The sequence below is a fragment of the Psychrilyobacter piezotolerans genome, assembly GCF_003391055.1.
In the GTDB taxonomy this organism is placed as follows: Bacteria; Fusobacteriota; Fusobacteriia; order Fusobacteriales; family Fusobacteriaceae; genus Psychrilyobacter; species Psychrilyobacter piezotolerans.
Genome location: NZ_QUAJ01000009.1, coordinates 39,681 through 55,799 on the forward strand (window position 1 = coordinate 39,681; position 16,119 = coordinate 55,799).

Here is a 16,119-nt window from a genome sequence, read left to right on the forward strand (position 1 = left end):
CAAGATGGTTATAGCTTCGGTTTCTCTAATTTGAGAGAAACCATAAGAAGGAGGAGTAAGAATCTTCTTAAACTTCTTTGGTTCTGTTTCTCAGATCAAGTCACATTTAAAATTAGGTTGATTTACATCTAATTTTGATACTTGTGAATCTAAATAGAAAAAAATTAAAATCTAAGGGTTCCACCCTTGTATAATGAGATAGAGCTATAAAAGTGCTATCATATGATTTATTTAATTTTCCCTCCTTTAATAATTTTCAAAATCACTGAAAATATTTTCATTTTCACTACTCAAACGATCTATTTCTTCATAGATTTTATCCATGGTATAATAATAATTTTCATTTCTAATCCCTTTCTTATAATCTCTTTTAGTAATTTCATATTTTTTACCATCTTTAGCATCCCTAAAGGCATTTTTTTGTATAACCAACATTTTATCTGTTTCCTCTTCAAGAAGAGTGTTATCGAATCGTAAGAAAAATCTATCGATATGATTATTATATTTCGAAAATTCTTTCACGAATCCTTTGATAGTTTTAAGGTATTCTTCTTTGGATATTTTTTTCTTCTTCAAGTCCTCTTTATCGGAAAAAATCATTATTTCTATACGATTATCTTTAAATTTCTTTTTTAAGAGTTCCTTATAGGAATCAACCATCCATTTTTCGCTAATCGTGATACTTATCTCTGGAGAATATTTCCAAGAAAAATGTTTACTGATCATCTTTTCATAGAATTTATCGACTTCCCTATAAAAAATTACCCTTCTGTAGTTATCGACTATCTCTCCATCCCTTATCCATACTCCTACGGGGAATTTTTTATCATGTTTTAGATATCCTCCTATAGCTGGATACCATTTCATACCATGAGCTTCATCTCCGTAATAATTGTAATAAATTCTAGTTACTACGAAATCAAAGTCATATTTTTCCTTAAAATGTTTTTCCACTCGTTCTTTAACGAGAGGATGGAAAAGATTGACTCCTATAGGTTTTTTTCCCATTGAATGATATGATTTGTAAAACAAAAACATAAATAAAAATGGTAAAATAAACTTAACTATCATAGTAAAATCTTTACTTTTGATAGTTTTCCATGAAAAAAATATAAACATAGGAATAACTAACAAAATAAATGGGAACAGTATATTGGGAAAAATAATCAGTAAGACAGAATAAATCACCGCCAATATAATTGATTTTCCACCAGTGTTTTTTAATAGTTCTTTAATTTTTTTTATTTCCATATTTGCCTCCTATTTTTGATCTTTCCTTAAAAGTTTCATTTTATATTGAAATCCACTGAGTAGATTTAAAAACCTTTGATTCTTCATCACTGAGAAAAGAAATAAAGAATTACACAAAGAATCTTTTTTCAGTCGCATAACTGAAACTTAGAGTTATGAATATAACTCTGTAGTTGAACTTAGTCAGATATTAGAGATTGTTTGAAATTACAATCTCAATATTCCTGTAGATTACACAGAACTTATACGAATATTAACTTTCGATATCACTTAATAAAGAAAGTTAAATGTATTACAGATATTTTTAAAGTTTATAGTCATCAGACCCTCTCTCTTACTCTCTTTCCCTCAAAGGGAGAAAGAATTTTATATTTTAATCGAAGTTTATAGTCGTCCTACTTCTCAGTAATCATCTAGCGAGTTTCGTCGAACCCACCATGTCCGTCAGGCATCTCACTAAGAAACGGAGATTCATGGCATCTGCCCACCAAGACAATTATAAACTTCTTGACTTTCTTTGGTTCGTTTCTTGTGTCAATACAAGAAATGAACCCGTATTAAAGAGGGACTCTTTAGAATTTTATTTTTGTCGCAGATTACAGAGATTTCCTTAGATTTTTGTACTCGTGAATCAAAATAAAAAAAAACTAAAATCTAAGGGTGTCACCCTTAACAGACTCTATTTACTTTTTATCTGAAAAAGAAATAGAGGAAAGAAAAGCAGAAACTTTGGAACCTTCTGACGCAATATTCTTGATTTTGAAAAAATTCTAGAGTTTTGGTGATGCCCCTTGCGGGTAGACTCTCCTCGATACAAAAAAATACAGACCCCAAAAGATCTGCAACTGGCTGCCATTTTAAAGGTCCTATAGCTTTGCGTCACAGGATTTCCCCTGTTTTGCCAATATTTTTAATTTTTAATTAAAAAATTGTTGTTTTTTAATTAAAAGTGAAGTGTTTTTAACTATTTCTTTATAGAGTAGAACATTTTCTTTTTGTTGTCAACTTTTACAATATCTGACAATTATAATTTTTTATAGTTTAGCTTAATAAGTTTTTCTTCCCCATGAGCCTTATTGTACTTACAGCCAGGATTTTGAAACTTTACTGCCATCCTCATGATTTCGATCCCTCTTCTCATTCAGGTAGTTATTTGATATAATTATACTAAAAATATATATAAAATAAAAAGATATTAAAGATGTCACATTAATATGATATGGGTATAAATAAAAAAACCTAGGTAGAAGGGAGAATTAATATGGATATAAGACAATTAAAATATTTTTTAGCTATCGCAGAGACAAGAAATATAACTAAGGCAGCAAAAAAACTATATATTTCCCAGCCGCCACTGAGTCAGCAGCTAAAATTATTGGAGGAAGAATTAGGAGTAACTCTGTTAGAAAGAAGCACCCGTAAGATGAAACTTACTGAAGCCGGAAAATTATTACAGCATCGTGCCAAACAGATCATTGAACTTATGGAAACTTCTGTAAAGGAGATTAAGAATTTAAATTTAGGAGGTAAGGGAATTCTTTCCATTGGATTTGTTTCGTCTTCAGGAGCCATTCTTCTGCCAGAACAAATTCATAATTTCTATAAGGAATATCCCGAGATTAATTTTCAAATGAAGGAAGGAAATACATATAAAATTTTAGACCTGTTAAATAATGGGATGATTGAGATTGGAATAGTCAGAACACCATTTAATACTGAGAATTTTAATCTTATATACCTGCCTAAGGAACCTATGGTTGCCGTAGTTAGGGAGGATCTGTTTTTTCCCGATTCTCCTAAATCAATATCTTTAAAAGATCTAAAGGATAAGCCTCTGATCTTAGATAAAAGATTTGAAAATCTGATCACTTCCAGCTGTCATCAAGTTGGATTCCAGCCTACTATTATCTGTGAGGGGGAGGACAATAAATCTATCCTTCTATGGACATATACCGGGATGGGAATAGGAATAGTTCCAAAAAGTGCAGCTAAACTTATGCCCAATAAAAATTTGAAGTCGATAATAATAGAGGAGAGTGAATTAGAAACTCAAACTGTTATTGTCTGGGTAAAGAATCGTCCCCTATCCCAGGTGGCAGAAACATTTTTGTTGAATTTTAAAGAATAACGACTGCGATTCTGCTCTATGGATACACTCAGTTAGTTTCTATATTGGTAGTTAAAAAAAAAGAGGCTGACCAGCCTCTTTTTATAGTACTATACTGCTGCTACGACAGAAACTTCTACCAATAATTCTTCTCTGGCCATTTTTGCTTCTACACATGCTCTGGCAGGGGCAAAACCTTCATTTACCCAGTTATCCCAAACTTCATTCATATCTTGAAATAATGCCATATCCTTAACATAGATTGTAGCAGATAATATTTTATCCTTATTTGATCCTACGCTGGCTAATAATTCTTCTATTTTTTCAAGTGTTGTAATTGTTTGTTCTTTCATATCCTTAGTAGAATCCTTGGCTACCTGCCCGCATAGGTATACGGTATTGTTGTGTACTACTGCTCTGCTCATTCTTTTCTGTGTTTCATATCTTTTGATTTCCATCTTCTTCTCCACCTTTTAATTTATTTTTATCTTCAGTCTGTTTATACAAACTAAAGTTGTTACTTATCTCTTATTTACCAAAACTGCAATTTGGATATCTGCATATATCGCAGTCCTGGCAAAGACCACCATGACCATACCTCATGATATCTTCCATACTGAGTTTTTCCCCACTGAGAACTCTGGGTAAGACCAGGTCAAATACAGTTTTTTTACAGTACATCACACAGCCGGGAAGTCCCATGATTGGGATTTCATCCAAATATGAAAGGAGAAACATGGATCCGGGAAGTACCGGGGACCCATAACTTACCAATTCTCCTCCCAACTCAATTATAGAGCTGGGTGTAAGGTCGTCTGGATCTACAGACATACCACCTGTACATATTACCATATCTGCTTTATTATTTATATGGGTTTTAATTGCATCCTTTATCATCTCTTTATCATCTGTTACCACAATCTGACCGATCACATCACAGTTATATTCAGTCACTTTTTTTTCAACTACAGGTCCGAATTTATCTACTATCCTTTTATGGTAGATCTCGCTCCCTGTGGTTACTATACCGATTTTCATCTTTTTAAACTGTTTTACATCTATTAATTTATGAGATGTTATTTGTGCAGCTGACTCCATCTTTGCTTTTTTTATAATGAGGGGGATCACCCTTGCTCCGGCGATCTTCTCTCCTTTTTTTACAGGAATATTTTCAGGTAATGTAGCAAAGGAGATCTGGCCCAGCATATTCAGTTCAAAGAGCTTTTCTTTGTCTACCTTGAGAAGTCCGTCAACTTCTGCATAAAAATCTATCTTTCCCTCTTTTATTTCTTCACTTAAATATACATACTCTCCACAGCCGATCTTTCCTAAAATTAATGCGGCATCATTTTCATGAAGTTCATCTTCTTTAATTTCAAATATATATATATGTTCCTTACCTAATCTTAGGAGTTTTTCTATATCTTCTTCTTTAATTATATGACCCTTCTTAAAGGCTCTTCCCTTAAATTTTCCTGGAATTATCTCTGTTATATCGTGGGAAATAACATGGCCCACTGCATCTTTAGTATCTATCCTTTTCATAACTCCACTCCTATAATATTATGACTTTCACTTCCCTCATATGTTTTCCTGTTCCGTTATTTTTTACTTGGAGGATTTCTGCCATTATTCCCAGAGCAATTTCAGCAGGGTCTCCATTTGATATATCCAGCCCCACAGGAGAATAGATCTTTAAGAGATCCTCTTTATCTACTCCTTCATCCATTAGATCTCTGTAACTTTCAACTACTTTTTTTCGGCTCCCGATCATACCTGCATAGGCGATCTTTCGTCCTACCACAGCCTTTAATGCATCCTTGTCACCCAGGTGTCCACGGGTTACGATAACCAGATAGGATCCCTCATCCAGTGAATAATTTTTTAATATCTCTCCTATATCTCCACAGAGGAGTTCATCGGCTTCAGGAAACCTTTCTTCATTTACATATTCCTCTCTGTCATCTATTATGACAGTGTACATATTGAGATATTTACCCAGTTTATAGAGGTCTACTCCAAGATGTCCTCCTCCAGCTATAACCAGCTTTCTCCTCCTCTGGAAAACCTTGATATATCCCCTGACCTTTCCACCGCAGATCATATCCAGACTGCCCTCTGCTGCCAATGTAAATTCAAACTCCCTGTTTTCACCGATTTTCATAGCTTCTATAGCAGAATTAATCACCTGGAATTCCAGGTTTCCGCCACCTATGGTACCTAAAGTTGTGTGGTCAAAAAAAACTCCCATGATACTGCCTGATTTGCCGGGGCTGGACCCGTCTACACCTGTGAGAGTTACCAGAGCTGCTTTTTCACCCCTATCTATCCTTTTGGCTATTTCCAGCATGATTTTTCCTTCCATCTTCCCTCCTTTTAAATTCTAACTTGTTCCTGCTTTCTCCTCAGGTATAGAACTGCTTCCAGAGCTGAACCGCCGATGTTTCTGGCTTTATCCGATATTGTATAGCAATTCTGCTGCTGATCTTTACGGGGATCCACATCTCCTATCTTAAACCCTTTAGGAACTCTGTATCCATCCCTTATAAGACCCCTTAAAATTCCGGTCAGGGGTGATCTCACCTCTATATCTCCTATGAGAGCAAGGACTTCGTCTTTTTCCACGAAATCTCCAATACCTTTGATGTTTTTAATAATTCCATGGGCTTCACTGTAGATAACCCTTTCCCGTCCATAGCCCTTTATGACTCCCGGAACTCCGGTGTTCTTCCTGGCTTCCCCGGAAAAAATCAATCGTCCCAGGTCGTGGCCGCGCATTGTTTCGATGGCAACATCCACATCTTTTCCTGCCGTGAAACCAGGGCCAAGCCCCACAGTAATAGGAGCCATATGGATATCTGTTCCCAGGTTTTTTTTAGCCAGGATAGCATCGATTACAGCCAATGGCTTTAATTTTTTTATTGTGTCACCATAGGGATCCACAATTACAGCGATATCTCCTCTATCCAATATTTTATCGACCTCATCTATCCCGTGAGCCAGCACAGCCTTACTTTCTTCTAAGATCAGTTCTTTTTGGTATACGGCTTCTCCATAACAGACAGTTCTCCTTATAAAAGACGGGTTTTCTGTCTCTAAAACTACGACTCTAAATCCGCTCCTATGAAATTTCTGGATCACACCGGAAGCTATGTCTCCTCCGCCCCTTACTATTATCAGCTCAGACATTGTTCCTCCTATTTTCTATTTTTAAGTTATTTTAAAAAATAAACTCCTAAATAATAGGAGTCTCCTTTTTTATATTTTGGGAAATTATAAGAAACCTAAAATTTCATCGGGTTCATGGATTGATTTTTATACCTGATCTCATAGTGCAGATGGGGACCGGTGACTCTGCCCGTCTTCCCGGATTTAGCCAGAACCTTTCCTTTTTTTACAGTTTGTCCTTTTTTTACCAGGATTCTATTGAGGTGTGCAAATCTTGTTTCATAGTTATTTCCGTTGTCTATAATGATGATCTTTCCATACCCGTTCATCCAGCCGGCATAGGTGACTATTCCGCTGTAGGGAGAGTATACAGGGGTATTTGTAGAGGCTTTTAAATCTACTCCTGTATGCAGTATTCTTCTGCCTAAAACAGGGTGATCCCTGTACCCGTAGGGGCTGTTTATGGTCATGGTCTTTAGGGGCTGCCCAAAGTTTTTTAAAATAGAGTCTTTAGAATTATTTTTATATGTTGTAGTGGAACTGGAACTGAAATTTAGATCTCCCTTATTTACCATTTTTCCCAGGTATATTTTATCCCCTTTATAGAGGGTGTTATTTTTTAAATCGTTTATTTTTTTCAAATGATCAACTTTTACGTCATATTTTTTTGAGATACTATAGAGTGTATCCCCTGATCTCACCATATGATAGCTGCCTTTGTAATTTTTAGAGGGTTTAAGGTATATCTTTTGACCCGAGTATAATAAATTGCTTTCTAAGTTATTTATATCCTTTAATTCCGGGACTGGAACATCTCTTTTTTGGGCAATTGAATAGAGTGTATCCCCTTTTTTTACTGTATGATATTTACTGTTGGAACATGAAATTAAGATAACCGAAGTTATTATTATAAAAAACATCTTTTGTATAGGTCTCATAAACTCTCCTAAGGTTAAAATTTTATATTAGATTAAAAAATAATAGTTATTAAAATTATACTCTATTTCATTACTTTGTGTAAACAAATGAAGGAAAAATATTGAACTTTTTAGAAAGAAGTACCTGTTTTATTAAAATGGTGTTAATTTTGTTTCTTTTTTGGGGCTGTTTTAAAAAAATTGCTTTTCTTCAGGAAGTGTTGTATAAATGTGGTAGGCTGAAATAACATTTTTTAAGGGGGCTTAAAATGAAGGAAATCGAGGAAAAAGGATTTGGAACAAAAGCAATACATGGAGGAGCAGAAAAAAATCCATTTGGGACATTAACTACACCAATATACCAGAGTTCCACCTTTGTATTTGATACGGCAGAACAAGGCGGTAGAAGGTTTGCTTTAGAAGAAGCCGGATATATATATTCAAGATTGGGAAACCCTACATCAAGTGTTGTGGAGAGAAAATTGGCATTATTGGAAGGAGCAGAAGCTGCGTTAGCTACCAGTTCTGGAATGGGAGCTATCTCTTCTACAATGTGGACACTGCTTAAATCTGGAGACCACCTATTGGCAGACAAAACTTTATACGGGTGTACTTATGCTTACTTCAGTCATGGACTGACTAAATTTGGGATCGATGTAGAATTTGTGGATACTTCTGATTTGGAAGCTGTAAAAAAAGCTATGAGACCAAATACTAAGATAGTTTATTTAGAAACACCGGCAAACCCTAATTTAAAAATTGTAGATATCAAGGCTGTTTGTGAAATCGCACATAAAACTCAAGGAACCAGGGTAGTTGTAGATAATACATTTGCAACACCATATCTTCAAAGACCATTAGAATTCGGGGCTGACCTGGTAATTCATTCAGCAACTAAATATTTAAACGGACACGGAGACGTAGTAGCTGGATTCGTAGCAGGAGATTTAGATACAGTAACCCAGATAAGATTAGTAGGTGTAAAGGATATGACCGGTTCGGTTCTCAGCCCGCAAGATGCTTTCCTTATGATCAGAGGAATGAAGACTTTAGAACTCAGAATGGCAAGACATTGCAGTAATGCATATAAGGTAGCAAAATTCCTGGATGCTAATTCTATGGTGGAAAAAGTATATTATCCGGGTCTTGTATCTCATGAAGGACATGAAATAGCAAGGGAACAGATGGATGGATTCGGGGGGATAATTGCCTTTGATGTAAAGGGTGGATTGGAAGCAGGGAAAAAATTATTAAACAGTTTAGATTTGTGCACTTTAGCAGTAAGTTTAGGGGATACAGAAACTTTAATCCAGCATCCGGCATCTATGACTCATTCTCCATATACAGTGGAAGAGAGAGCAGCAGCAGGAATAACTGAGGGATTGGTTAGAATATCTGTAGGGCTGGAAGATGCAGATGATATTATAGCAGATTTAGAGCAGGGATTGGCAAGATTATAAAATTATTTTAAGGTGGCGGGGGAAACTCTGCTGCTTTTTATTATTATCTAGGAAATTAAAGTTTATAAAAACATTGATTATGATTAATTGGATGCAACGTCACGTTGCTTTTTATGAATAACTGTTAAAATTAAATCAATTAAGATATTAATAGGAGGATATTATGTTAAGCAGGGAGATTATTAAAAAGATCTTTAAAACAGCTTTGGTCAGCGGTGATTTTGCCGAGATTTTTTTTGAAAAAAAAGATACATTTTCACTTACTTTATCATCACAAAAGATAGAGAAAGTACTTTCTGGAAGTGATTTTGGAGTTGGAGTCAGGATTTTAGACAGATCAAATGCAGTTTATGGGTATACAAATAATTTAAGTGATGAGAACTTACTTTTAATCACGAAAAAATTAGCTGATTCATTGGAAAAAAAAGAAAACTCGGTGGAGGGAAGGTTAGGAAAACCTGAAGTTGAAGAAAATAAACATAAGATCAGGAGGATGCCGGACACGGTGCCTGTAGAAGAAAAAGTGGCATTATTAAAAAAAGTAGACAAGGCAGCCAGAGAATATGATGAAAAGATCAGCCAGGTAGAAGCCTCGTATTTTGATACTGTGCAGAATATTAAAATAATTAATTCAGAGGGATTAAATAGGAGTGACACCAGGGTTCATACCAGGTTAAGAGTGGAGTGTATTGCAAAGGATGGAGAAAATGTACAAACTGGTTCATCTGCTCCAGGTGGACAGAAAGGGTTTGAGTTTTATAGTGAAGATGTGGATGTAGCAGAAGCTGCAAAAGAAGCAGCCAGGCAGGCTGTAACACTGTTATCTGCTGAGGATGCTCCCAGTAAAGAGATGACAGTTATCATGGAAAATGGGTTTGGCGGTGTGATATTCCATGAAGCCTGCGGGCATGGGCTGGAAGCTACATCTGTTGCTAAAAAATTGTCTGTTTTTACAGATAAAATTGGAGAAAAGATAGCCAGCAGCTGTGTGACTGCCATCGATGACGGGACTATTGCCAATGGATGGGGATCTCTAAATATAGATGATGAAGGTCATAGAGCTCAAAAAAATATCCTGATAAAAGACGGGATACTGCAGGGGTATATGATAGATAAATTAGGAGGTAGAAGGATGGAAGGAAAGTCATCTGGTTCCGGTAGAAGAGAATCGTATAAGTTTGCTCCGACTTCCAGGATGACAAACACATTTATTGCACCTGGAACTTCTACTTTAGAAGAGATGTTAAAAGATGTAAAATTTGGGTTATACGCAAAATCAATGGGGGGCGGAAGTGTAAATACTACAACCGGTGATTTTAATTTCTCAGTAAGGGAAGGCTACCTGATAGAAGATGGGAAGATAACTACTCCTGTAAAGGGGGCTACTCTAATTGGAAGCGGTCCCGAAATTTTACACAAGATCGATATGGTAGGAGATAACCTGTCCTGTGCCCAGGGAGTGTGCGGATCATTAAGCGGGCACATTCCAACTGATGTAGGCCAGCCCAGGATAAGAGTTTCATCGATCACAGTAGGAGGGAAGAAATAATTATGGACTACACTAATTTATTTAATAAAGCTAAGGAAAAAAAGATAGAGGAGCTGGAAGTTTATTTTTCCAGAAGTGGTTCTACTTCAATTAAATTATTTAACTCAGAGGTAGAGGAATATAAAGTGTCCGATGTTTCGGGGATTTCATTAAAGGGGAAATATAATGGGAAAGCAGGGTCCGTATATACCGAAGAGATCTCAGAAGAAAGTGCAGTTAAATTATTGGACCAGTTGATATTAAATGCTTCAATTGTAGAAACAAATGAGGAGTTCTCTTTATTTGAAGGGGATAAAAACTATCCGGAAGTAAGGACATTTAATGAAGATATAAGAAATATAAAAACTTCCGCTAAGATTGAGCTGTTAAAAAAAATAGATGAAAAGGTAAGGAGTTATGAAAATATAGATACTCTTCAGAGGTTGGTTTTTGTTGAGAGTGAAACAGAAACAAAGATAATCAACTCCAGGAATTTAGATTTAGAGAAAAAGAAAAATACCATCTTAGTTTACTGTTATGCTGCTGCTAAAAAAGGTGATGAAGTCACAACAGGGGGTGATTTTATCCTAACCCATGATATTAACAGTATCGACGTGGAAAAATTTGCTGAAAAGGTAGCTTTAAATGCAGCAAATAAACTGGGAGGAAGGAAAACTGATTCCGGTAAATATAAAACTCTTCTTTCAAATGAGGTTGCAGCTGATCTGTTGGGAGCTATGAGTTCTAGTTTTTCTGCTGAAAATGTTCAAAAAGGATTATCGATGTTAGAGGGGAAATTGGAGAATCCGGTATGTTCTGAAAATATCACCATAACGGATAAGCCACTGGTTGATTTTGGCCCTAATTCAACAGCATTTGATGATGAGGGAGTAGCTGCATCTGATAAGGTTATTGTTGAAAGGGGGAGATTAAAAACTTTCTTACACAACAGAAAAACAGCTGAAAAAGACGGGGTAGAAAGTACCGGGAATGGATTTAAAGCAGGATTTAAAGGGCTGGTAGCAGTTAAACCAACTAATTTTTCAATTGAGAACGGGGGAAGTTCCTTGGAGGAACTGACTGCCAAGGTAGGAGATGGAATATACATAAATGATCTATCGGGAATCCATGCAGGACTAAATCCGGTTACCGGGGATTTTTCTCTGCAGGCAGGGGGATTTTTAATTAAAGACGGGAAGTTAGACCTGCCCGTCAATCTGATAACAGTTGCAGGGAACTTCTTTGAGATGTTAAAAGATGTAAATGATCTTGGAAATGATTTTAAATATGGTTATTCCGGGGTAGGTTCCCCGTCATTATTCATAAATGAATTGAGTATATCGGGGAAATAAAAAAATAGACACAGATTAAAAACCTTTAACTTTTTTGCCACTAATTTACACTAATTAATTTTATTAGTAAAAAATTGGTGTTCATTGGTGGCTAAGTTATTAGTTGTGATATTTAATGATAAAATTGGTATAGCTGATTTAGAGCAGGGAACAGCAAAATTATAGGGTATATATAGATAGTAGGGAGAAATCTCTGCTATTTTTTATTTGCGATAACTGGCGGCATTATAACGGGCCTATAAGCAGGAGGGAGGATAGATATTATTTTGAAAAGCTAGAGAATAAAATAAAACAGATACAGAATAATGGCGGAAAAGTCATCGGGTACGTATCTACCGATTATGGAAACAGGGATGAAAGGGAAGTAAGAAAAGATATAGATCTCTGGAAAAATGAGTGGAATATAGAGGGGGTATTTTTAGATGAAGGGATGGGGAGTTGTGGTGACAGTTGTGAAAAGCTGATAAAAAAGTATCAGGATTACTATGAATATATAGGAGATAAAATCATTGTTACCAATGCAGGGTATATAGATGAAAACTATGAAAAATTTTTAAAAGACGGGGTGATTATGATAGTTTTTGAAAATACCTATAAAAAAATTTATATCTCCTGATAACTATCTGGATAACCTGGATCTGCATAGTGGAAAAAAAGGGGTCTTACTGCACACAACTCCTGTGGATATAGATGGAACAAAGTTAAAAAGCTTATATAAAAAATATGATTTGGACTATATATATTTAACTTCTAAAAATTGGGATACTATATCATTGAAACTTTTGGAAAACTTATAGTATACTGTAAGAAATAATGGAGGTAGACAATGAATGAAATTTTAAAAATAATTAAAGACAGAAGAACCACCAGATCCTATAAGAAAGAGATGATTACAGAGATCGAATTAAATGAAATAATAGAAGCTGGGATGTGGGCTCCCAGTGGACATAATAGACAACCTTGGCATTTTACGATAATAGAAAATAAAGAGATTATGAAAAAAATAAATTTTGAGACAAAAGAAGTGTGCAAAAATATCGATGATCCCCTCTATTTTGGATGGGCTAACAACAATGAATATGATGCATTTTATGATGCACCAGTTTTAATTTTACTGTCTTATAGCGATGACGGATTTTCTCCAATTGATGACTTGGGAGCTGTAAGTCAAAATATGGGGTTGGCAGCAGAAAGTATCGGAATAGGAAGCTGCTGGATCGGTTTCATAAACAAACTCTTTGAGAGCAGTGGTGAAAAACAAAAGGAATATGCAAAGTTATTAAAAATTCCAAAGGGTTATACACTGCATCATGGAATAGTATTTGGGTATCCTGCCAAAGAAAAATTAAAATCACAACCGAGAAAGGGAAGTTTTAATAGAATAAAATAAAAACAACGTGATGTTGCATCCAGATAACAAAAAAATGGAGGTTAAATTATGAAAAATAGACTGAATAAAAAAGCTGTGAGGATAATAATTTTGTTGTCGGTAATATTTTTAATTTATAATGTGATTAGGCCGAAACAACCAGGAGAAGTGAGGGTAAAGGATTATATGCCGAATAAACCTATGGTTAAGATCTTTGATGGAGGATTTGAAGGAGCCGGAAGTGTAGAAATAATAGATAAGATAAGGGGTGAATTTTATCAGAAGAAAACCCTGGATACTGCTGCCATGGGGGTGGCTGTTTACCGTGTAAATAAAGACGGGTACAGGCTGGTATACAGGGAAGGGGAAACTAACCAATTAAAAGATGACTATATAGATGAAAAATCCAACAATAATTTGATCCTGCTGAGATCACCTATTAAAAAAGGGATTTCCTGGATAAATGACGATAAATCTACATATAAGATCTTATCTGTAGATGAAAAGATAGAATTGATGGGTGGGGAAACAGAGGCAGTAAAATTAAGGTACAGGAAAGCTGGGGATGAATACTATATCTATTTTGCAAAAGGACTGGGGATTGTGGAAATAGAGTCCGAGATGGGAAGCAGTAAATTAATCGAAGTGAGGTATGATGTGGAAGATTATCTTTTAAAACTGAAAAAAGAAGAAAAGAAAAACTAACTATGTGTTTCAAGAATTTGAATTTAATGGATATAAATTCATGGTATCAGTGGCTGAGAAAAGATTTCTGTGATTGTTTAAGGCCAGTGAATATGATATACTGTTATGAAAATAAATAATATAGGGTGGATAAAATTGAACGGATTAATTAATGTAGATAAACCAAAAGGATATACTTCCTTTGATGTGATCAGAAAATTGAAAAGAATATTAAAAATGAAAAAAATAGGACATACCGGGACTCTGGATCCCCTGGCAACAGGAGTACTTGTGATCTGTCTTGGAAGGGCTACCAAATTAGCTAATGTAATAGAAGCCAAGGAAAAAACCTATATAGCTGACTTTATTTTGGGATCAAAAACAGATACCTACGATACTGAAGGGGAAGTTATAGATAGAAGTGATGTAAGGGTAACTGCTGAAGATGTAAAGAATATATTGTCTAAATTCAGAGGGGAAATTAAACAGGTTCCTCCTATGTATTCTGCACTGAAAGTAAACGGGAAAAGACTCTATGAGCTGGCCCGTGAAGGGGTAGTCATTGAAAGAAAAAGCAGAGATGTAGTAATATCAAAGCTGGAATTGATGGAATTTGACGAGCAAACACAGACAGGGAAACTTTACTGTGAAGTATCCAAGGGAACTTATATCAGGTCATTGATCTTTGATATGGGGGAAGAACTGGCGACCTATGCACATATGAATGGGCTGAGAAGGACCAAAGTTGGAGAATATCTGGTAGAAGACGGATTTACCATTGAGCAGATGGAAGAGATGGGAGAAAGAGGTGATCTATCTTTCGTAACCAGTGTAGAAGACAGCTTTAACTTTGAAAAAGTAGAGATAAAAGACGAAAAACAGATAAAATTATTTTTAAATGGAAATACAGTGATGTGTGAAAAACCAAATGACAAATACAGGATCTATGTAAATAGAGAATTTGTCGGCTTAGGAGAGGTCATTGATAATAGATTAAAAGGCTGGAAAGTATTTTAGACAAAATTTGTGAGGTGAAAGAATGGAATTGATAAAAGCAATGAGAGGAACTAGAGATATCTATGATGTAGAAGCTCTAAAATTTAACTTTATAGAAGATACGGCGAAAGAGTTATTGGAAAATTATGGTTTTGGAAGGATAATAACTCCTACATTTGAATCTACAGACCTGTTCAAAAGAGGGATAGGGGAAGGGACGGATATTGTAGATAAGGAGATGTATACATTCTCTGACCGTGGAGACAGAAGTATCACTCTGAGACCTGAGGGGACAGCCCCGGTAGTAAGATCATATCTGGAAAATAAGACCTATGCCAAGGAAGATCTGACTAAATATTATTATATCAACAATATGTTCAGATATGAAAGACCCCAGGCAGGAAGATACAGGGAATTTTATCAGATTGGTGTAGAAATCCTGGGAAATGCATCACCTATGGCAGATGCTGAAGTGATATCCATGGGATACAGACTGATGGAAAAATTAGGTATAGAAGATCTAAAGGTTAACATAAACTCTGTAGGAGGAAATGAAACAAGAGCAAAATACAGAGAGATTTTGGTAAACTACCTTACTCCTAAAAAAGATGGATTATGTACCGACTGCCAGACCAGATATGAAGCTAACCCCCTTAGAGTATTGGACTGTAAGAATAAAAACTGCCAGGAATTGACGGTAGATGCTCCAATGCTGCCTGATAATTTAAATTCCGAAGAAAAGGCACACTATGAGACTGTAAAAGAGTACTTAGACATGTTTGGTGTGGAATATGTAGAAAACCCGAGATTAGTTAGGGGACTGGATTATTACTCAAGCACGGTGTTTGAGATCATAACTGAAAAATTAGGTTCCCAGGGAACGGTCCTGGGTGGTGGAAGATACGATAACTTAATTAAGCAATTAGGAGATAAGGAAGTTCCGGCAGTAGGATTTGGATCGGGCCTGGACAGACTTATGATGTTATTAGGAGAAGATAAAATCGTAAATACTCCCGATATATATATAAGCTGGATGGGGGAAGAAAATATAGACTACGCTTTCTTAGTTGCCAATAAATTAAGAGATAATGGGGTAAAAGTTTATATTGAATATGCACCAAAATCTGCCAATGCTCATAGGAAAAAAGCATTTAAATTAGGAGCTCAAAGGGAAGTTATCATCGACTCGGAATCTAAAGCCAATAGAACTATGGGATTGAAAGAATTAAGCAGCAGGGATGTAGAAGTAGTTGCATTTGATGAGTTATTGGAGAAGGTGTAACCCTC

General features: G+C 35.6%; 16 protein-coding genes and 1 riboswitch. Of the genes, 10 read left to right on the forward strand and 6 right to left on the reverse strand.

The window, feature by feature from the left end; all coding sequences use genetic code 11:
• Positions 1-246: 246 nt before the first annotated feature.
• A complete protein-coding gene (locus tag DYH56_RS06575) occupies positions 247-1,251 on the reverse strand; it encodes an energy-coupling factor transporter transmembrane component T family protein (protein ID WP_114642073.1) in 1,005 nt (334 codons plus the stop codon).
• Between the two features lie 837 nt (positions 1,252-2,088).
• A riboswitch (cyclic di-GMP riboswitch) is annotated at positions 2,089-2,164 on the reverse strand.
• A 348-nt stretch (positions 2,165-2,512) separates the two neighbouring features.
• On the opposite strand from DYH56_RS06575, the gene DYH56_RS06580 reads away from it, so the two are divergent.
• Positions 2,513-3,379, forward strand: a complete 867-nt coding sequence (locus DYH56_RS06580; protein WP_114642074.1) for a LysR family transcriptional regulator — start codon at positions 2,513-2,515, stop codon at positions 3,377-3,379.
• Positions 3,380-3,468: 89 nt separating this feature from the next.
• Here DYH56_RS06580 and DYH56_RS06585 read toward each other — a convergent pair whose 3' ends face one another.
• The 5 genes from DYH56_RS06585 to DYH56_RS06605 form a co-directional block, all read right to left on the reverse strand.
• On the reverse strand, positions 3,469-3,816 hold the full coding sequence (locus tag DYH56_RS06585; protein ID WP_114642075.1) for a RidA family protein: 348 nt from the start codon (positions 3,814-3,816) through the stop codon (positions 3,469-3,471).
• A gap of 70 nt (positions 3,817-3,886) precedes the next feature.
• Positions 3,887-4,903, reverse strand: coding sequence for a molybdopterin-binding protein (locus DYH56_RS06590; protein ID WP_114642076.1), 1,017 nt, complete (start codon positions 4,901-4,903; stop codon positions 3,887-3,889).
• Positions 4,904-4,913: 10 nt separating this feature from the next.
• Positions 4,914-5,723, reverse strand: coding sequence for an XdhC family protein (locus tag DYH56_RS06595; protein WP_114642077.1), 810 nt, complete (start codon positions 5,721-5,723; stop codon positions 4,914-4,916).
• 11 nt (positions 5,724-5,734) lie between these two features.
• A complete protein-coding gene (gene yqeB / locus DYH56_RS06600; RefSeq protein WP_114642078.1) occupies positions 5,735-6,547 on the reverse strand; it encodes a selenium-dependent molybdenum cofactor biosynthesis protein YqeB in 813 nt (270 codons plus the stop codon).
• A 95-nt stretch (positions 6,548-6,642) separates the two neighbouring features.
• A complete protein-coding gene (locus tag DYH56_RS06605; protein WP_114642079.1) occupies positions 6,643-7,464 on the reverse strand; it encodes a peptidoglycan DD-metalloendopeptidase family protein in 822 nt (273 codons plus the stop codon).
• Between the two features lie 248 nt (positions 7,465-7,712).
• Between DYH56_RS06605 and megL the strand changes: the two genes are divergently transcribed.
• The 9 genes from megL to hisS all read left to right on the forward strand — a co-directional run bounded on the left by megL (position 7,713) and on the right by hisS (position 16,114).
• Positions 7,713-8,903 carry a methionine gamma-lyase gene (gene megL, locus DYH56_RS06610; RefSeq protein WP_114642080.1) on the forward strand — a complete coding sequence of 397 codons (1,191 nt, stop codon included), beginning with the start codon at positions 7,713-7,715 and terminating at the stop codon, positions 8,901-8,903.
• A 163-nt stretch (positions 8,904-9,066) separates the two neighbouring features.
• The gene (locus tag DYH56_RS06615) at positions 9,067-10,452 is read left to right on the forward strand and encodes a TldD/PmbA family protein (protein ID WP_114642081.1); all 1,386 of its coding nucleotides are present in this window, start codon (positions 9,067-9,069) and stop codon (positions 10,450-10,452) included.
• Between the two features lie 2 nt (positions 10,453-10,454).
• Positions 10,455-11,783 carry a TldD/PmbA family protein gene (locus tag DYH56_RS06620; RefSeq protein WP_114642082.1) on the forward strand — a complete coding sequence of 443 codons (1,329 nt, stop codon included), beginning with the start codon at positions 10,455-10,457 and terminating at the stop codon, positions 11,781-11,783.
• Between the two features lie 319 nt (positions 11,784-12,102).
• Positions 12,103-12,399 (forward strand): spherulation-specific family 4 protein, encoded by a 297-nt coding sequence (locus DYH56_RS06625; protein ID WP_233500004.1) that lies wholly within the window; start codon positions 12,103-12,105, stop codon positions 12,397-12,399.
• Positions 12,365-12,580 carry a hypothetical protein gene (locus DYH56_RS06630; RefSeq protein ID WP_114642084.1) on the forward strand — a complete coding sequence of 72 codons (216 nt, stop codon included), beginning with the start codon at positions 12,365-12,367 and terminating at the stop codon, positions 12,578-12,580. The genes DYH56_RS06625 and DYH56_RS06630 overlap by 35 nt, the downstream gene beginning before the upstream one ends.
• A 29-nt stretch (positions 12,581-12,609) precedes the next feature.
• Entirely contained in the window at positions 12,610-13,173 is a 564-nt protein-coding gene (locus DYH56_RS06635) for a nitroreductase family protein (protein ID WP_114642085.1), read from the forward strand.
• 48 nt (positions 13,174-13,221) lie between these two features.
• Positions 13,222-13,857, forward strand: coding sequence for a hypothetical protein (locus DYH56_RS06640; protein ID WP_114642086.1), 636 nt, complete (start codon positions 13,222-13,224; stop codon positions 13,855-13,857).
• Positions 13,858-13,992: 135 nt separating this feature from the next.
• Entirely contained in the window at positions 13,993-14,853 is an 861-nt protein-coding gene (gene truB, locus DYH56_RS06645) for a tRNA pseudouridine(55) synthase TruB (protein ID WP_114642087.1), read from the forward strand.
• Positions 14,854-14,875: 22 nt separating this feature from the next.
• Entirely contained in the window at positions 14,876-16,114 is a 1,239-nt protein-coding gene (hisS, locus tag DYH56_RS06650) for a histidine--tRNA ligase (protein ID WP_114642088.1), read from the forward strand.
• The last annotated feature ends 5 nt before the right edge of the window (positions 16,115-16,119 follow it).

Excerpts from the sequence above, each read along its gene's own strand:
- DYH56_RS06605 (WP_114642079.1), bottom strand. The coding sequence starts at position 7,464 with ATGAGACCTATACAAAAGATGTTTTTTATAATAATAACTTCGGTTATC.
- DYH56_RS06580 (WP_114642074.1), top strand. The coding sequence starts at position 2,513 with ATGGATATAAGACAATTAAAATATTTTTTAGCTATCGCAGAGACAAGA.
- megL (WP_114642080.1), top strand. The coding sequence starts at position 7,713 with ATGAAGGAAATCGAGGAAAAAGGATTTGGAACAAAAGCAATACATGGA.
- hisS (WP_114642088.1), top strand. The coding sequence starts at position 14,876 with ATGGAATTGATAAAAGCAATGAGAGGAACTAGAGATATCTATGATGTA.
- DYH56_RS06635 (WP_114642085.1), top strand. The coding sequence starts at position 12,610 with ATGAATGAAATTTTAAAAATAATTAAAGACAGAAGAACCACCAGATCC.
- DYH56_RS06585 (WP_114642075.1), bottom strand. The coding sequence starts at position 3,816 with ATGGAAATCAAAAGATATGAAACACAGAAAAGAATGAGCAGAGCAGTA.
- DYH56_RS06595 (WP_114642077.1), bottom strand. The coding sequence starts at position 5,723 with ATGGAAGGAAAAATCATGCTGGAAATAGCCAAAAGGATAGATAGGGGT.
- DYH56_RS06615 (WP_114642081.1), top strand. The coding sequence starts at position 9,067 with ATGTTAAGCAGGGAGATTATTAAAAAGATCTTTAAAACAGCTTTGGTC.
- DYH56_RS06640 (WP_114642086.1), top strand. The coding sequence starts at position 13,222 with ATGAAAAATAGACTGAATAAAAAAGCTGTGAGGATAATAATTTTGTTG.
- DYH56_RS06575 (WP_114642073.1), bottom strand. The coding sequence starts at position 1,251 with ATGGAAATAAAAAAAATTAAAGAACTATTAAAAAACACTGGTGGAAAA.
- DYH56_RS06590 (WP_114642076.1), bottom strand. The coding sequence starts at position 4,903 with ATGAAAAGGATAGATACTAAAGATGCAGTGGGCCATGTTATTTCCCAC.
- yqeB (WP_114642078.1), bottom strand. The coding sequence starts at position 6,547 with ATGTCTGAGCTGATAATAGTAAGGGGCGGAGGAGACATAGCTTCCGGT.
- DYH56_RS06620 (WP_114642082.1), top strand. The coding sequence starts at position 10,455 with ATGGACTACACTAATTTATTTAATAAAGCTAAGGAAAAAAAGATAGAG.